Origin of the sequence: Nostoc sp. (assembly GCF_036917315.1) — a bacterium.
Taxonomy (GTDB): Bacteria; Cyanobacteriota; Cyanobacteriia; order Cyanobacteriales; family Nostocaceae; genus Nostoc.
Genome location: NZ_JBALDR010000009.1, coordinates 74,614 through 91,034, shown reverse-complemented (window position 1 = coordinate 91,034; position 16,421 = coordinate 74,614). Strand labels below are relative to the sequence as shown.

Below are 16,421 nucleotides of genomic sequence, written 5' to 3'. Positions count from 1 at the left end.
TATCTCTTGTGTTTGGCATAATAATATTTGAAAAACTCGCTATTTTATAAATAAAAACACCTAAAATTCATTTATCTGAGGAGTAATAATTATATTTGCTGAAGATAAACACACTGAGGGCTAGTAGAGCTAAACTAAAGAAAAAGAAAAATTAAAAATTATTAGTCACAATATAATAAGTGTTAGGGAAATGAATTTTTGATAACTTTCATCACAGCCTAAATACTTTTTTGTAGTCAACTTCAAGCAGAATATATAGATGCGGATAATTGGACATATCAACAACAAAAGGTACCACCCATGAGTTCCCGCGCACTGCTGTTAGTAAATCGTCACGCTCGCCAAGGGCAAAAGGGTCTGTCGGAAGCGATTCAAAGTCTGAAAACACTTGGACTTGATTTAATTGAGGAGTCTACAGAAGATCCCAAACATCTTGCTGAAGTTATACTTCGCTATAAGCATAAAGTTGACTTGGTAATTATTGGCGGAGGAGATGGTACTCTAAATGCTGCCGTAGATGCTTTAATTGAAACTCAGTTACCTTTGGGAATCTTGCCTCTGGGAACTGCCAACGATCTAGCGAGAACTTTGGGAATTCCAAATTCCCTCAACGAAGCTTGCAAAATTATTGGAGATGGACATTCACAGCGTATCGACTTGGGTTGTGTGAATGGCAAGCACTTTTTTAACGTTGCCAGTATGGGATTGAGTGTAAAAATTACTCAACGACTTACCAAAGAAGTCAAGCGCCGTTGGGGAGTATTTGCTTATGCTGCCACTGCATTGCAAGTGCTTTTGGAAGCCAGACCTTTTACAGCAGAGATTGCAATCAACGGTGAATTGGTTCGCGTCAAAACAGTGCAAATTGCAGTCGGTAACGGCCGCTATTACGGTGGTGGTATGGCAGTGGCTGACGATGCCACAATAGACGATCAAAGGCTAGACCTTTATAGCTTGGAGATTGAACACTGGTGGCAGGTTATCTTACTACTACCTTCAATGCGACAAGGGCGACACATACATTGGCAGAGTGTACGCTCCCATCAAGGTCAAGAAATAGAGATACGTACTCGCAAACCTCGCGCTATCAATACAGATGGTGAAATCACTACCTACACACCTGCTCATTTTCGGGTTATACCTAAAGCTATAGCTGTTTTTGTACCTCCAGAAAGCAGGAGTTAGGAGTCATTCAATTTTAGATTTTAGATTTTCCTTAAATTCAAAATCTAAAATTGGCAGAGTTTAGAAGTTATTCTCCCTCATCTCCCTCTACTAGAAAGTGGGAACTCGCATCAACTCACGCCAAATGCATCTGAGATTTTCTCAAGATATAAAATCCCTGTTGCAACGCCTAGCTGAACAACCGCTGACTCTAGGCGATATTCTGACAGAAACCTCAGAACGGGGCTTCAGCCTAGTAATTACATTATTAGTTTTGCCTTTTTTGTTTCCTATGCCACCGGGATTAACTGGCCCATTTGGTGGTGCTTGTTTACTGTTGTCAGTACAAATGGTTTTAGGAAGGCGATCGCCTTGGCTACCCAAAAGAATCGCTAACTACAAATTTCCTCGTTCCTTCGCCCAGTTACTTTTGCAAAATTTGGGACGGCTTACCAAAGTTTTTCAAAAAATCGCCCGTCCCCGATTAGCAAAAGTAGCTCAGAATCCTTTAATTTGGCGAATTAATGGGTTTTGTATCTCTTTATTAACAGTATTACTAATATTACCAATCCCGTTTACAAATCCTATCCCGACTATCGGTATTTTACTTTTGACTGTTGCCACGATCGAATCTGATGGTTTATTAATTTGCATCAGCTACGGCATTACTACCCTAATTACCTTGTTGTTTGGATTTATTGGTTATGCATTGTGGTTAGCTCCCAGTTTGCTGCCATCGATATTGAAATAATAAAAGCCTCCAGCTTTTGGCTGAAGGCTGTAAATTCTTAGGGTGCATCTACCATTTATTAATCCGCTTTATTTATTGCCATATCCGGGCAAATTAGACTTTTAAGCAAATTTATTTTATTTCCGAATAAAAAAGTGTCAGCAATAAAAAAGCCTCCAGCTTTTGGCTGAAGGCTGTAAATTTTTAGGGTGCATCTACCATTTATTAATCCGCTTTATTTATTGCCATATCCGGGAAAACTAGACTTTCGATCAAATTTATTTTCTTGGCAAATAAAAAAGCCTTCAACTAAAAGCTGAGGGCTATGATTTAATTAAGGTGCATCTACCATTTATTAATCCGCTTTATTTATTGGCATATCCGGGAAAACTAGACTTTCGATCAAATTTATTTTCTTGCCAAATAAAAAAGTATCAACAATAAAAAAAAGCCCTCAACTAAAAGCTGAAGGCTGTGATTTAATTAAGGTGCATCTACTATTTATATATCCGCTTTAGTTATTGCTGCATCAGGAAGAATTGAAAAAAATGGATGGCTGTGGAATTGATTTCGTTAGCTACAACGGTAGTACTAGTCTCCGAGGATCGCCTTCGGTATTTGACTAGGTAATCATTGACCAACTTCACATTAATTTTACAATTAGCCCTATTTTCCTCTGAATACACAAAGTTTCTGTTAATATCTCTGATTGGATATCCGCAATAGTACGAATTTAGTTTATTAGTTGGGTATATGACTATGAAAGTTAGACACACCCAACTTGATGAAGCGATCGCAATTTCTATTAGCCCTTGCTAGTCTTAGTATTGTCGGGGGGAGCTTTTTTCTGAGAACAACTTTTAGCAGTACTAGCGAGCCTAAAATTATAACTGATACATCACGCTACAAAGAAATTCGTAATCAGCTATGGTCTGAAAATGACCAAATAAAACATTTTCCTAATGAGATTCCCCCTGATGCTAAAGACGTTCGTATTGCTTACTCTCCCAAAGTTTTGCAAGGAAGTAGTTTTTTTCAAATTAGGTTAAAAGAGCCACCAAAGAAGATAGAAAAATTACTTTCACAATACAGAAATAGTGCCAAGCACAAATATCTAGGTGGTGACACAAACGACCACATAAACCAACCTAACGGTGTGCCGACAACTTTCTTCTATACTAGTGATTCTCCTACAGAATCTTTTCCAGCTACTTATGAAATATTGGTATTAAATACAGATGACAAAGGTAGACCTGGCTTTAAGTGGAATCATGGAGATAGCTACGGCGTTGCTATTAATAGTTCCACCTCAGAAATTATCTATTGGTCTGAAAAATGGTAATTAGCAATTCAAATTCATTTTGAATCGCTATGAGAAAAATCATTATTTTTGACATTGGACTTCAGAAAAAATATCTGGATAAGCGGCAATTATACTTTCAGAAAAAACCGCAAGAAGAATCAGTCAATTGGAATGCTGAATTTAGCAAAAATTTCCACAAACTATTTTTTGAGATTGAGATAGCGGTAAATCTGTGTTTCAATTTTTGCAATAGGTTCCATTGTGAAATTCTGAGTACAGAAAACTAACCTTCATTTCAGTACTAAGTAATGCTTTTACCCTTTTTGGTATATCACTTTAGGTAGTTAAAACTTATAGCCAACATCGCTAAAATTTATAAGTGCTTAAAAACTATCTAAATATGTATAATGCCAACTGCTTTAATTACTGGTGCTTCTAGTGGTATTGGTAAAGCCTTTGCCCAGGAACTAGCTGCACGCAAAACAAATCTTGTACTGGTTGCTCGGTCTAAAGACAAACTAAGCGAATTAGCTAAACAACTACAAGAACAACACAACATTCAAGTAGACGTTATAGTTAAAGACCTGACAGAACCTAATGCAGCAGCTAGTGTATTTGATGCCACAAAATCAAAGGGATTAACTATTGACTTATTAATCAACAATGCTGGTTTTGGTTACTATGGCGACTTTGCTGAAGGAGATGGAGAAAAACAAGTCAAAATCGTACAATTAAATATTTTAGCATTAGTAGATTTAACTCATAAGTTTTTACCCTTGATGCGGCAACGTCGTTCTGGAAGTATTATTAACGTATCCTCTATTACCGCATTTCAACCAATACCATATCTTTCTGTTTATGCTGCAAGTAAAGCTTTTATTCTCAGCTTTAGTGAAGCATTATGGGCAGAAAATTATCAGTATGGTGTACGTATTTTAGTCACTTGTCCAGGGCCAATAGAAACAAACTTTTTTGCAGAAGCTAATTTTCCTCCAGCGCTGGCAAGCAGTACAGATAAAATTTATTCTTCCGAAAAAGTGGTTTTGGAATCTTTAGAGGCTTTAGAAAAAGGCTATCCAACTGTTATTAGCTCTGATAGTACCACTCAAATTAGAAGCAAATTATCTCGGCTTGTACCGCGCAAACTTCTACTGAATATGTTAGCGAAACGCTTTAAAACCTAAGTATTAAGTATATATTTAGGAGTAGAGACGCGATGAATCGCGTCTCTACAAAAGTTTGGAGTTAAGAGACGCTACGAATTGCGTCTGTACAAGAGTTTCAAGTTAAATAAACTGATGTATTTAAAACTCCTCACTCCTAACTTTTCACTCCTAACTTATTACATATATCTTGTTAATTGAACTCGGTAACGCTCTTTTTTGGTAACGGCGATTTCGCCAACTTCTAAACGCCCTTTAGAGCGAATGGCGATTAAGTCGCCTGATTTGACTTGAGAACTAGCTTGGGTAACTTCCTTCCAATTGACGCGGACATCACCAGCATCGATGAAATCAACCATTTTGCTGCGGGACATACCAAAACCAGCAGATGCGATCGCATCTAATCTTAAAGAAGCCTCCACAGTAGTTAATTCTTTTTTCTTGGGTTCCCGAACCTTTAATTCAGTTAGCTCAATCTGCTGAGTTTTCACAGGAACCGATCGCACCTGTTTGAGGCTCATTGACAAAAATTCTACCAACTCTGGGGCAACAATCGCCTGCGCCCCTCGTTCTCCCAAGACAATCACATCTCCCGTCTTTTCACGAACAATTCCTGTCCCTAACATTGCGCCTAAAAAGTCGCGGTGAGAGGCGGTATCAAACAGGAAATTACCAGCAATTTCTACAGCTACAAGGCTGACTTGAGATTGCTCTAACGGAAGTTCTGAACGAGCGATCGCTATTCTTTGGCGTTCAGCTTGCGGATATCCACCCCACGCGACTAATTGCACTTCTGTTAATCGGTTAAACACCCGTTGAATTTCTGCCAATTCTGGGGGAGATAGAAAATCTGTCAAAACTACTTCCCAAGTTTTGATGGCTTGCTCCGCTTGATCGATGGCACGAGCTACACTATCTCGATTTTCAACACCTTTTAAAAGTTCTTCTCGTGGCAACATTCTTAAAAATTATGAGTTATTAATTGAGAATTAATCTGCTATAACTATCTTGATTCTAGCTGTAATTCCCATTTCTACAGTTCCTGTCAGATTGGGTTAGCCTTTCTACTGGGCATTTGTTGGCGATCGCAGCGGCTTACGCCATCTCCCAAGAATAGGAAAGTAACTCAAGCCGCTGTGTCGCGATCTGTAAACTATGATTTATTCAATACACAGTATTTGTGTCGGCATAACCTTGGATATTTTCTGGATCGAACTGACGCAATATTTTGGTTGCTTGGCGAGTTAGAGTTTCAGAACCTTCAACGGCAACTAAATATTTACCTGCATCTAAGCGGTTGCGATAAGGTAAAGCATCACCACCACCTATAAGTAAACCGACTCCGCCACCGACAACCACACCACCCATTGCACCACTAGCAGCACCCAGCAGTCCGCCAACAATGTGATTGCCAACTTCACCCGCCCAGGCAAAAGTATCTAAACCAGTAATCAGGCTGAATGTAAAACCTGCAAAAAAGCCAAATGGTATCAGCCAGGTTGCCATCTGTTTTGCTTGTTTTTTAGCTTGGTCTTTAGGGTCAATTAAGCCAAACTCGTCAGCCGTTTTATACCCCCTTCCCAAAATAGTGCTGTTAATGCCTTCTTTTTCTAAAGCTAAGTAAGCAGCTTCGGCTTGAATGCGGTCTGGTAATACGGCAACAAGGTAATTCATTGATTTTACAATTTGTCTAATAGAAGTTTTGCCTTAATTAACAGCGTATCAGTCCTGGTCGATTGAACCTCGCATGACTAGAAGTCACACACCTGAATTACTCCAAGACTTATATCAGAAGTTAGGAGGCTCACATTTTGTACCAAAGCACTGGAAAGACTACACAAACCCAATGAAAGTCTTCCCATAGGCTAGTCTGTCTGCACGCACTAAGGTCAGATTAAGGGTTTTGAAGCCGCTTTGCGTCTATATTTGGGTAGCCGCGATTTTAATCGTAAGATTAAAATGCGGGACGATCGTTAGACCTCTTGCAAAAATCGTTGAATCACCCCTCCCCAACCCTCCCCGTATGTACTGGGGAGGGAGCAAGATTTCAAGTTTCCCCCCAATATATCGGGGGGATTAAGGGGGGTCGATTCGACTTATGCAAGAGGTCTATTTTAGCAAATCTAGTGGCTCACAAAAATTGTTTACGCCTTGCTTGAGGACATATAGCAAAACTGGCGTTGCCAAAATCTTAGGAAATGTTGGCGTTGTTTTTAGATGTTCCATCATCTTCACAAGAGAAGTATTAAGCAAATCTTCTCGATATTCTTGTTCGCAAATGACCACACGCCATTTTCTAGCTAAGGCATCTAACCACTCAGAATTTGCTCTTTCTGGTTGTTGTCCTGCTCGGATAGCTAGCGTCATCGCTGCATCTTCCAAATCTCCATCACAGTCTTCAATTAAATCCAGCGCTTCCATATCGCTAGGATCGTCTGCCAATTGAGAGCGAAACTGTGCAATTTCTTGAGATGTTACTTTAGTCATTAGTCTTTGACAAGGCAAGCGATCGAACACTCAGTTATGTTAGTCCAAATTTGACTATAACGCTTCTCTGTTAAGTCCAATACAGACCTCACAAAAATAACTCCTTCCCTACTACCTCTTAAAGAAACAAGGCAGGAGGCAGGAGGCAGGAGGCAGGAGGCAGAAGGAAAGAGGATTTAACTTGTTTCTTCCATCCATAACGAAAGCGAGCGCGTCCGTAAACAGCTTTTAAGAGAAGCGGAAAAACTTTTGTTACTGGAACAAGGGGAGTAAAATTCTCAGCCTAGTGGTCTATCGCATTAAATTTGAGGGATAAGAGAACGAACCGCGAAGACGCGAAGTACGCGAAGGAAGAAGGAAAGAAGAGAAATTGAAGAATTTATCTACTTGTCAGAATTAATGCGATAGACCACTAGATATAGTAGACTCTTATCCTTTAGCGATCGCTAAATAATTTCTCAAAAATCACAATTTACAATACTGCCTTTTGGACTAAAAAGCCTCATCTTTCCAGTAAATACACTGAATAAATGAGGCTTTTAGCTAGCTTTTATTAGAAATGCTACTAGACTGTGTAATGCCCCGATCGACACAACAGCAGTCAAAAGTACTGATTCAGTTGAGTTTCAGCTAATTAGCGGAATGCTCTGAGGGTAACAGACCGTTGTAACTGAGCTAAAGCGCGGTTGTAATCCAAAATTGCTGTGACTCGATTACCTTCAGCTTGGGTGAGGTCATTTTCAGAGTTAATCACATCAGTTTGAGTACCTACACCAGCTTGGAATCGCAAACGCGCTAAACGTAGAGCTTCCCTGGCTTGTTCTAAAGCGGTATTAGCGGTTTGAACATTCTCCAAACTAGATTGCTGGGTAGAATAGGCTTGTTCTACCTGAAAGCGAATTTGGTTGCGCTGTTCGGCAAATTGAGTTTCTGCGATCGCAATATTAGCTTGCTGTTGAGCTGCTCTTGCTCTTGCTGCTCCGCCATCAAACAAATTTAGGGTTGCCCTAACTCCGAATGAATAACCATCAGTAACGCTGACATTATCATCGAACTGGTCTAGCAGGTCATAGCTAGCGACCAAACTAACTTGAGGCCCCAGTTCCGCAAGAGCTTGCCTGCGCTGTTGCTCGCTAATATTACGTTGTGCTAACTGCTGTTGCAATTCTGGACGATTTTGATAAGCCAACACAATACTTTGTTCTAGGGTTGGGTTCCAAAGACCAGCTAATTGTACAGGGTCAGCGGCACTGATATTTATGGCTTGCGGCAAACTGATCCGAGTTGCTAATTGACGACGGGAAATTGCCTGCTGGGATCTAGCATTAGTTAAATTTTGTTGGGCATTTGCTAAATTCACCTGCGATCGCAACACATCGAACCGCGTACCAACGCCAGCTCGTTCTAAAGATTCTGCATCACGCAAACTAGCTTCAGAGTTCAACACAGCCGCTTGGGCAATCCGTACTTGTTCATCCGCTTGTTGCAAATTGTAGTAGTCTGTGGCAACATTCAAACGGATTGTCTCAGACTGAGTTTCTACAGCCAACTCGTTGAAACGTACTTGTTCTTCAGCCGCTTTGATGCTAGATTGCACTCTCCCAGAAGTGTAGATATTATACGACAGCTGTGCTTGACCAGAAAAAGATGTACTGGGTTGATCTTGGTTAGACAGTAAGCCATTTCGCCCGTTTAATTCGTCCTGAAGCTGACTGCTAGAAGACTGACTACGAGTCAGATCCGTGCTAACTCCCAGAGTGGGCAATAAAGCCGCTTGCGCCTCGCGTAGAGCCGCTTTATTGCGTTCTAGCTCCAATAAGGACACCTGTAGATCGTGATTGTTACGCCGTGCTAACTCCAGAGCCTGTGCCAAAGTAATTGGTTGATTTGCCTGAAGTCTCACTTCCTCCGCTTTGGTGGGAAATTGTAGGGGATTTGAGTTAGGAATCAGGTTCTCTGGAATTTGCACTGCCCCTGACGGTACTGGAGTTACCGTTGTTGGCACAGTGGCAGGTTGCACCGAACCCCCTGGTGCAGGAGTTACAGTTCCTGGCGGAATTAGAGTTGGCGTCGAACCCTCTGGTGTAGGAGTTACAGTTCCTGGCGCAGTGATTGGCGTCGAATCTGTCGGAATCGTGGTATTACTCTGAGCCAAGCGACCACCAATAGCGTTTTGTCGTAAGCAGGTGCTTGAGGTTAGTAGCACAGCCAAGGAGTCAGTTTTGCTTTTGCTTAACTCCTGTGGACACCTCTGCGCTGACAACAGTTTTGCTGCTCCTGCACCTGTGGCTGAAGTTTGTAAAAATGTTTGCAACGGAGTAACAGTATTTATCTTTTGAACCACTGGCTGCTGTGCAGAAGACAGGGACAAAATTTCTTTTTGGACAGAAAGGGGTTTTGAAGTGTAGTTGGGAACTAGTATCTTCTTTAATTTCTGCCCATCAGCGCTTGAATTACTCTGTTTTTGGTTCTTTTGAGCTTGGGAAGAATTAGAGGTAGGTGTCAAACTGAAAAATCTACCTTTATCTTTCTTAAGTAGTTGTTTTATTGGCACAACAGTATTTTCAGCCGTAAATACTGGAATACTGTTATTACTTAAAGGTTTCACACTAAGTTTAGTAAAACCCAAAGCAGGTACTAGGGTTGGAACACTAACATTTGCACTGTTAGACAGTTGCGTATTCATGGTATCCACAACCAAGCCTTGACCATAAGTAGAAGTCAAAACGCTAGGAGAAGATGCCAGTTGTATCCCAGTTAGTTTCGCAGTACCAGCCCAAGCAGGCTGAGTTGTTAAAACTGCTGCCGTTACACCAGGTAAGAAGCTATAAAATAATTGCTGTCCTTTCACCGCATCCCTCACACGAAAATCAATCTAGCGGCAGAAAACCTTTCTTCACCACAGAATATAGCACGATACTAAACTTAGGAAAGAATATACTACGATACTAAATTTAGGGTTCGGAACTCTGTTTGTCTTCAAAACGTCTAACAATGCGAGAAAGTTCCGCCTTTTCATCGATACTAACGCGAGTAGGAGCACCGCTGATAATCCGTTCGTAGTTTCGGAAAGAATCTTTGATTTCGGGCCCGTCAGCAGTAATATTATACTCACGAATTCCTTTATCATGCCAAGACCCGCGCATTTTGAATACGTTAATTGCCCGCGACATTTCTCCGCGAATTTCTACGTATTGTAACATCAGAATTGTATCGGTAATCGTAGAAATATGAGAGTCAGTAATCGAATGCGCTCCTAGAAATTGATCGGTTGTGTTAGTAAAGAAACCAGTAATTTCTTCTTGTTTAGCATAACCTGTCACACCAATTACAAACTGCCGAAATGCATTATTCGTAACTCCTCTAGCTAGTGCTGATAGAGAATCAATAGCAATCCGAGCAGGTTTGAAAATAGCAATTTCTGATTTAATAATTTGTAAGTGGTCTTCTAAACCAGTTGATTCAGGATAGGTACAAATTATTTTGAGTAAACCCTGGTCTTCTAATTCTTCAAAATCAATTCCCCAAGAGGAAGCATTACGAGATAGTTGGGCGCGTGACTCTTCATAAGCAAATAATATCGCCTGTTCTCCATTGAGACAGCCATCTTGAATAAATTTGCTTACTAACAGGGTTTTACCAGTACCTGTGGCTCCTGTTGCTAAAATAATTGAATCTTTAAAGAAACCCCCACCGCACATTTCATCTAAAGTTTTGACACCAGAAGATACCCTGACATTAGAAGAACGTTGAGTCAAGCGCATTGCTCCGAGTGGGAAGATGTTAACTCCTTCATTAGTAATCGTGAAGGGATACTCGCCTTTCATGTGAGTTGTGCCGCGCAATTTGAGAATTTCAATTGTGCGACGGCGGCGTTCTCCTTCTAAAACGTTGCGAACAATTACTACATTATCGGAAACAAATTCTTCCACTCCGAAAGAGGCAACAGGCCCATATTCTTCACTGCGTTCAGTGGTAATTACTGTGGTGACACTTAGTAGTTTGAGACGTGCTACTAGGCGGAAAATTTCGCGTCGCACTACTCCCATCGCTTCATACTGCTGAAATACTGCTGTTATTGAGTCGATTGAAACTCGTTTAGCTTTATATTTGCGGATGGCATATTGCAAGCGCTCAATGAGTGCAGAAAGGTCAAAATTCCCCACGATATCTTGACCTTCTGGATCGGGAGATGCATCAAGAATAAACAACTTGCCTTCTTCAATTAACCGGGGCAAGTTCCAACCAAAAACATGAGCATTTTTAATAATATCACTCGGTGATTCCTCAAAGGTTACAAAGACTCCTGCTTCATCAAAATAGGTAATACCGTTATAGAGAAACTGAAGAGAGAATAAAGTTTTGCCTGTGCCGGATGTGCCACTAATCAAGGTAGTTCTACCAATTGGTAAACCACCATGACTAATATCGTCAAACCCTTCGATCATCGTCCGAATTTTTTCTATACCCCTAATTATTGGTGGTTGTTTTGGTTCTACTTGCTCTTTTTCACTCATTGCTTGATAACAAAAGGATATTAAAACCTGTTTTTTTATTACTAAATTTTAGACTCAATTTTTTATGATTAAAAATTTACTCTTCAAAATCTTCTTCACTCAGTTCTTCATAGAGCAAATCCAATCCAATCAATACTCTTTCTCTATCTGAAAGATCCCCAATAATTTTGCGAACGGGTGGAGGCAAAATTTTAGATAATGTTGGCGTTGCCAAGATTTTATCTTCTTCCGCCAGTTGTGGACTTTTCAATACATCGATAACTTTTAAAGCATAAACACCTTCAAACTCCTGCTCTAAAATATCTTTGAGTGTTTTTAATGCCCGGACTGAATTCGGGGTGTTTCCTGCTACGTAAAGCTTGAGAACGTAGGTTTTTCTGGCTTTATTCATATACTTAATAGCTAGTCATGAACATAAAAATAACAAATGCGATCGCCCTTGGCGTTGGTGCAGCTATCGCATATTGAGAGTAACTAACAGCAGTAGTGTGTTCCAAGTGAAATATACAGCGATAAACTTAATTTATTTAGAAATTGAACTCCTATAGACTTCGCACAAGTGAGCCAAGATATCGATCAACGTTAAGCGGTAATCAAGTAACGTTTCATTGCTCCTTCCTTCTAATTTTAGCTGGTGAGAAAATTCTTCAATTACCTCCATGTGAATTTCGATTATTTGGGGCACAGGAATATTAGCATAAAATATAGCATTGATAAATTTATCAATTTTATCTTTAAGTGTTTTGTCTGTAGTAAAATAATCTATAAGAATCAGGCTATAATCTATTTTAAGCTGTCTTAATAATCCTTGTTTTTCTGCTGGAGTCATCTCCTGAAAGTGCTGCTGGCTTTTTTGCATCTGACTGGCAAATACATAAACGTACTTGCTAGTGTATGCGTTACTTGGATTTCGTGGCAGACAATTTGGTAAATAGTTGATTGTTCCAGAGGTTGTTGCAGCAACAGGTAAGTAGCAAAATTGGGCAATCATTGCGTCGATAAATTGCCCGATCCACGTACTCAATTTGAGGTTGGCTAAGTCAACTGGATTATTTAAGCATTTGTTAACATTAGATTGCAGAATCAATATCGGTAATAACATCTATTCTTGAATATATCTCCTCGATCGCCCTGACCAATAAACGCGGGCTGATAAGTTTGGTTAACGCTTGTAGGGGAATAGTGCTTGTGCAGTCAACTAGTGATTTAACCCCAAAATAACGCTCTATGGGAGCAGATAGTGCTAGGCACTCAACAATCTAGTGGAGCAACTAACTGGTAGAACTTAGTAGGTCTTTGATGATGAGGTATCGTCGCCATAGCAAGACACAGGAGTTAACTCATGATTTACATATCTATGTATATAAATAGATAGATTTATTTTTTTATTTTGCTCCTTGATAAGATACTTAAACGAACTTAAAGGATTGTCGCATTCCAAATCATTATAATTCCTCAAGGTTCTAAAGCGAATCTTTGGGGCCATAATTGTTTTAGCCGTCGCTATCGATGAGGAGTTTAAATACCAGTAAGACACTGGAGAGGCTAGTTGCTAGGAAATGAGAAACGTCGCCTCTTGGAAAAATGCACTCGTTTGCTATTCCCGTGTCCGTTAGGGGAAATCCCGTTGTTTTAATGGCGTTGAAATAACCAGAGTTGCTTATATGAGTCTTCTTAAAGGATATGACTTCGGGCGAAAAGACCATCAACTGGCAGATGGAAATGCCGGAGGGTTCCACAGGAAGAATGACCCCAAAATCCCTATGTTAATGCTAGATTACCCGCTTTATGACTTTCAGGCAACCGTACCTAGCTGCCTCCAAACAAGTTCTCTGGCAGTGGTGTTGGAGATTTTTGAGCAAGAGCAGTGCGATCGCCTGGTAGTAGTAAATCAACAGCAATGTCCCATTGGATTGCTGTATTCTGCCCGTTTAATCCCAAAATTATTAGCACAAAGTGACGATAAAAATCTAAATTTACAACAATCGCTCTCTACCTGGGGTCAAGGTCTAATTGAGCCAATACAGACAATATCAGCTTCTGAGCGTGTAGAGCGATTAAGCTTGCGCTGGTGCGATTCACAAGTCGAAAAACCCCAAAACTTAGATTGGGCGCTGATTGACTCTGAGGGTCGATATTTGGGGCTGCTGGATAGTTCGCGTCTGTTGCGATCGCTAGCTCAAGAACGTATGGCTGGCTTACAAAGGTCTAGCGAGCATCGTCATGAGTATGATGGGAGGCCAAATGAACCCAAGTCCTTAGGACATCAGCCATTAGTACACTTGTTAGAAAGACTGCCTTGGCCTTTGATGTTGCAAACAGGTACTGGCGAGGTGGTAGCGCGAAATCCCGCTTGGTGGCAGCAATTAGGAACCTTAAAAGATCCAGAAGGAGTTAGGCAACAGGTGGAGGCAATACTTGTCCCTAACCGCTCCGAAATAGCAGAATATGCCACCCAACCAGCAATCAACGTTCATCCCAATGGTAGGGAGAATGGGCAGAGTAGTGAAGAAGAACTGATTCAGCAAGAAGCATCAGGTGATGCTGCATACAGCCGATGCTATTTAGATAGTCAAGTGGGTACTTGTACCTGCGTTGTCGAAGTGCAAAATGGTCAAGAGCGAATCTGGCAGTTTGCCAAAATTCCCTTAGATAGTCCTGAATTTAAAGTGATGAGTGCCCAAGAGGAAATTGCACTCAGCACTGATTTGTGGTTGGTTTTAGCTACTGATGTCACCGAACAGCAGCAGCTTTGTAAAGAATTAGCAGCGAAGAATGCCGATTTAATTCAACTCAATCGGTTAAAAGATGAGTTTTTAGCTTGTATTAGTCATGAACTCAAAACTCCTTTAACTGCCGTTTTAGGATTATCGCGCTTGCTCGTGGATCAGCAGTTGGGAGAACTCAACGAGCGTCAAGCCCGTTATGCGGGACTGATTCATCAAAGCGGACGCCACCTGATGAGTGTTGTCAATGACATTTTAGATTTGACCCGGATGGAGACGGGACAAATGGATTTGACGCTGACTCCGGTGAAAATTCAGGCTGTGTGCGATCGCGCCCTATCGGAAGCCAAAGCTATCCACACTCAAACCACCAAAGCGACATCTGCGCCGCCACCTGCAAATGCGCGTTCATCTGCTCCCCAATTCTGTCTTTCCATTGAACTAGGTTTAGATCAGATGGTGGCAGACGAATTGCGCTTACGCCAGATGTTAGTACACCTACTTTCCAACGCCTTTAAATTCACCGAAATATCTGGCGAAATTGGGCTGCGGGTAAGTCGTTGGGAAGGATGGATTGCCTTTACAGTTTGGGATACAGGCATTGGCATTCCCGAACACCAGCAACACTTAATCTTTCAAAAATTCCAACAACTAGAAAATCCCCTCACCCGCCAATTTGAAGGCACTGGTTTAGGGCTAGTATTAACTCGCGCCTTGGCTCGCCTCCACGGAGGAGATGTCAGCTTCTTATCGCGTGAAGGTAAAGGTAGCCAGTTTACCCTACTTCTGCCGCCCAGTCCTCCGAAAACAGGCTTTTCGGAACCAGAGATGGGAATCAGAGAAGAGGAGGAGACACGATACCAACCGACACGGGAAAACTCCGCCGCTCGTCAGCAAGTTAGTACGCCCACACAGCATCATCCTGCGAGTTCGCAACGATTGGTCTTGGTAGTCGAGGCAGTAGCCCGATATATTGAAGACTTGACCGAACAACTCAAAGGTTTAGGATATCGGGTAGTGATTGCGCGATCGGGCACAGAAGCAGTCGAAAAAGCGCGACGCTTGCAACCAATAGCGATATTTTTAAATCCGTTGCTACCCCTGCTATCAGGTTGGGATGTACTGACTTTATTAAAATCTGACACCGCAACCCGTCATATATCTGTAATTGTGACAGCTACGGGAGCCGAAAAGGAGCAAGCATTTGCTAACCGAGCCGATGGTTTCTTAAGTTTGCCAGTAGAGCATCAGGTCTTAGCACCAGTTCTAGAAAAATTATGTGCTGCACAAGTAATATCGCAGATAGGTTTAAATAATAGTGCAATTATCCCAACTAAAACCCCACTGCGAATCCTCCGGTTAGTGAATCCCCAGTTAGAATCGGTCAATCCCCACCCCTCACTTCGAGAACATCGAGTGATTGAAGTAGATGACCTAGATCAGGCAGAACTTTTGGCGCGGGTATGGCAGTTTGATGTCATTTTGTTAGATGTCGAAAGTACCACCGCCCAAATTTATTTGCAACAACTAATTGGACATCCACGTTTAGCAGCCATACCACTGGTGACTTGCGATGTTGCAACTACTTTAATCGCTTCTAAAATACCAGGGCTATCTGTATTTCCTTACTTAACACCATTTGGGAAAGATAACAGCAGTCGCACCGAGAAAACAGATGCTTTACTATCAGTACTAGAAATTGCTTCTGGTATTTGCTGCCCTCCCAATATCTTGGTAGTGGATTTAACAATGCTCCGGGATTTTCCCCAGGTAAGACGTAAGCCAGCGAAGGGTTATCGCACAGAGAAAAATTGCTCAATTAGTAGTGAAACTGCTGAACGGGGGTCTGAGTGGTTCCAAGCTTTAATTCAATACCTCCAAACAGCAGGCTTCAAAGCGGCGATAAGTCCTTGTTGGGCAGAAGTGTTGCAACAGATTCGCCACGAAAGCGTTGACTTACTGCTAATTTGCTTAGGAGAAACCTCTATCCACAAAGATGTACTCAAAGCACTGAAAACGTTAGGAAATTCCCCTTTAAAGTTGCCACCAATTTTGGTACTAAATCAGCGATTAAATCGCTCAGAAACCAGTTTCCAGGATGGAGTAGCCGATCGGGAAATTAACAAGCAGAAGAAGAATGGTTTGGAATCGATAGAAACTGTTGTTGGTGCGATCGCTACCCAAATATTACCGCGATCGATATCAATGGAAGACCTATTAAGCCAGATCAATCAAGCTTTAGCTGTCAATGGTTACAATGGCAAATGTTAATAGAGTCATTAGTCATCGGTCATTAGTTATTCTCAAAGGGCAAATGACTAATGACTAATG

Annotated in this window: 12 protein-coding genes; 5 read left to right on the top strand and 7 right to left on the bottom strand. The window is 41.3% G+C overall.

Going from position 1 to position 16,421, the window contains the following annotated elements; translation table 11 throughout:
- Positions 1-300 precede the first annotated feature (300 nt).
- The 4 genes from V7K84_RS04485 (at position 301) to V7K84_RS04470 (ending at position 4,381) form a co-directional block, all read left to right on the top strand.
- Positions 301-1,185, top strand: coding sequence for a lipid kinase (locus V7K84_RS04485; protein ID WP_334836665.1), 885 nt, complete (start codon positions 301-303; stop codon positions 1,183-1,185).
- A gap of 124 nt (positions 1,186-1,309) precedes the next feature.
- Positions 1,310-1,915: an exopolysaccharide biosynthesis protein gene (locus V7K84_RS04480; protein ID WP_334836664.1), complete on the top strand. Its 606-nt coding sequence runs from the start codon at positions 1,310-1,312 to the stop codon at positions 1,913-1,915.
- Between the two features lie 763 nt (positions 1,916-2,678).
- Positions 2,679-3,236, top strand: coding sequence for a hypothetical protein (locus tag V7K84_RS04475; RefSeq protein WP_334836663.1), 558 nt, complete (start codon positions 2,679-2,681; stop codon positions 3,234-3,236).
- Positions 3,237-3,604: 368 nt separating this feature from the next.
- Positions 3,605-4,381 carry an SDR family NAD(P)-dependent oxidoreductase gene (locus V7K84_RS04470; protein ID WP_334836662.1) on the top strand — a complete coding sequence of 259 codons (777 nt, stop codon included), beginning with the start codon at positions 3,605-3,607 and terminating at the stop codon, positions 4,379-4,381.
- Between the two features lie 158 nt (positions 4,382-4,539).
- Here the strand turns inward: V7K84_RS04470 and V7K84_RS04465 are convergent, their stop codons facing one another.
- The 7 genes from V7K84_RS04465 to V7K84_RS04435 all read right to left on the bottom strand — a co-directional run bounded on the left by V7K84_RS04465 (position 4,540) and on the right by V7K84_RS04435 (position 12,466).
- Positions 4,540-5,319: a photosystem II S4 domain protein gene (locus tag V7K84_RS04465; protein ID WP_094347455.1), complete on the bottom strand. Its 780-nt coding sequence runs from the start codon at positions 5,317-5,319 to the stop codon at positions 4,540-4,542.
- Positions 5,320-5,524: 205 nt separating this feature from the next.
- Positions 5,525-6,034: a hypothetical protein gene (locus V7K84_RS04460; protein WP_289797297.1), complete on the bottom strand. Its 510-nt coding sequence runs from the start codon at positions 6,032-6,034 to the stop codon at positions 5,525-5,527.
- A gap of 435 nt (positions 6,035-6,469) precedes the next feature.
- Positions 6,470-6,847, bottom strand: coding sequence for a hypothetical protein (locus V7K84_RS04455; RefSeq protein ID WP_292775463.1), 378 nt, complete (start codon positions 6,845-6,847; stop codon positions 6,470-6,472).
- Positions 6,848-7,481: 634 nt separating this feature from the next.
- On the bottom strand, positions 7,482-9,698 hold the full coding sequence (locus V7K84_RS04450) for a TolC family protein (protein ID WP_334836661.1): 2,217 nt from the start codon (positions 9,696-9,698) through the stop codon (positions 7,482-7,484).
- 103 nt (positions 9,699-9,801) lie between these two features.
- A complete protein-coding gene (gene kaiC / locus V7K84_RS04445) occupies positions 9,802-11,364 on the bottom strand; it encodes a circadian clock protein KaiC (protein ID WP_334836660.1) in 1,563 nt (520 codons plus the stop codon).
- 76 nt (positions 11,365-11,440) lie between these two features.
- Positions 11,441-11,755 carry a circadian clock protein KaiB gene (gene kaiB / locus V7K84_RS04440; RefSeq protein WP_099099291.1) on the bottom strand — a complete coding sequence of 105 codons (315 nt, stop codon included), beginning with the start codon at positions 11,753-11,755 and terminating at the stop codon, positions 11,441-11,443.
- A 132-nt stretch (positions 11,756-11,887) separates the two neighbouring features.
- The gene (locus V7K84_RS04435; protein ID WP_334836659.1) at positions 11,888-12,466 is read right to left on the bottom strand and encodes a KaiA family protein; all 579 of its coding nucleotides are present in this window, start codon (positions 12,464-12,466) and stop codon (positions 11,888-11,890) included.
- A gap of 661 nt (positions 12,467-13,127) precedes the next feature.
- Between V7K84_RS04435 and V7K84_RS04430 the strand changes: the two genes are divergently transcribed.
- Positions 13,128-16,361: a hybrid sensor histidine kinase/response regulator gene (locus V7K84_RS04430; RefSeq protein WP_334836681.1), complete on the top strand. Its 3,234-nt coding sequence runs from the start codon at positions 13,128-13,130 to the stop codon at positions 16,359-16,361.
- Positions 16,362-16,421: the final 60 nt, after the last annotated feature.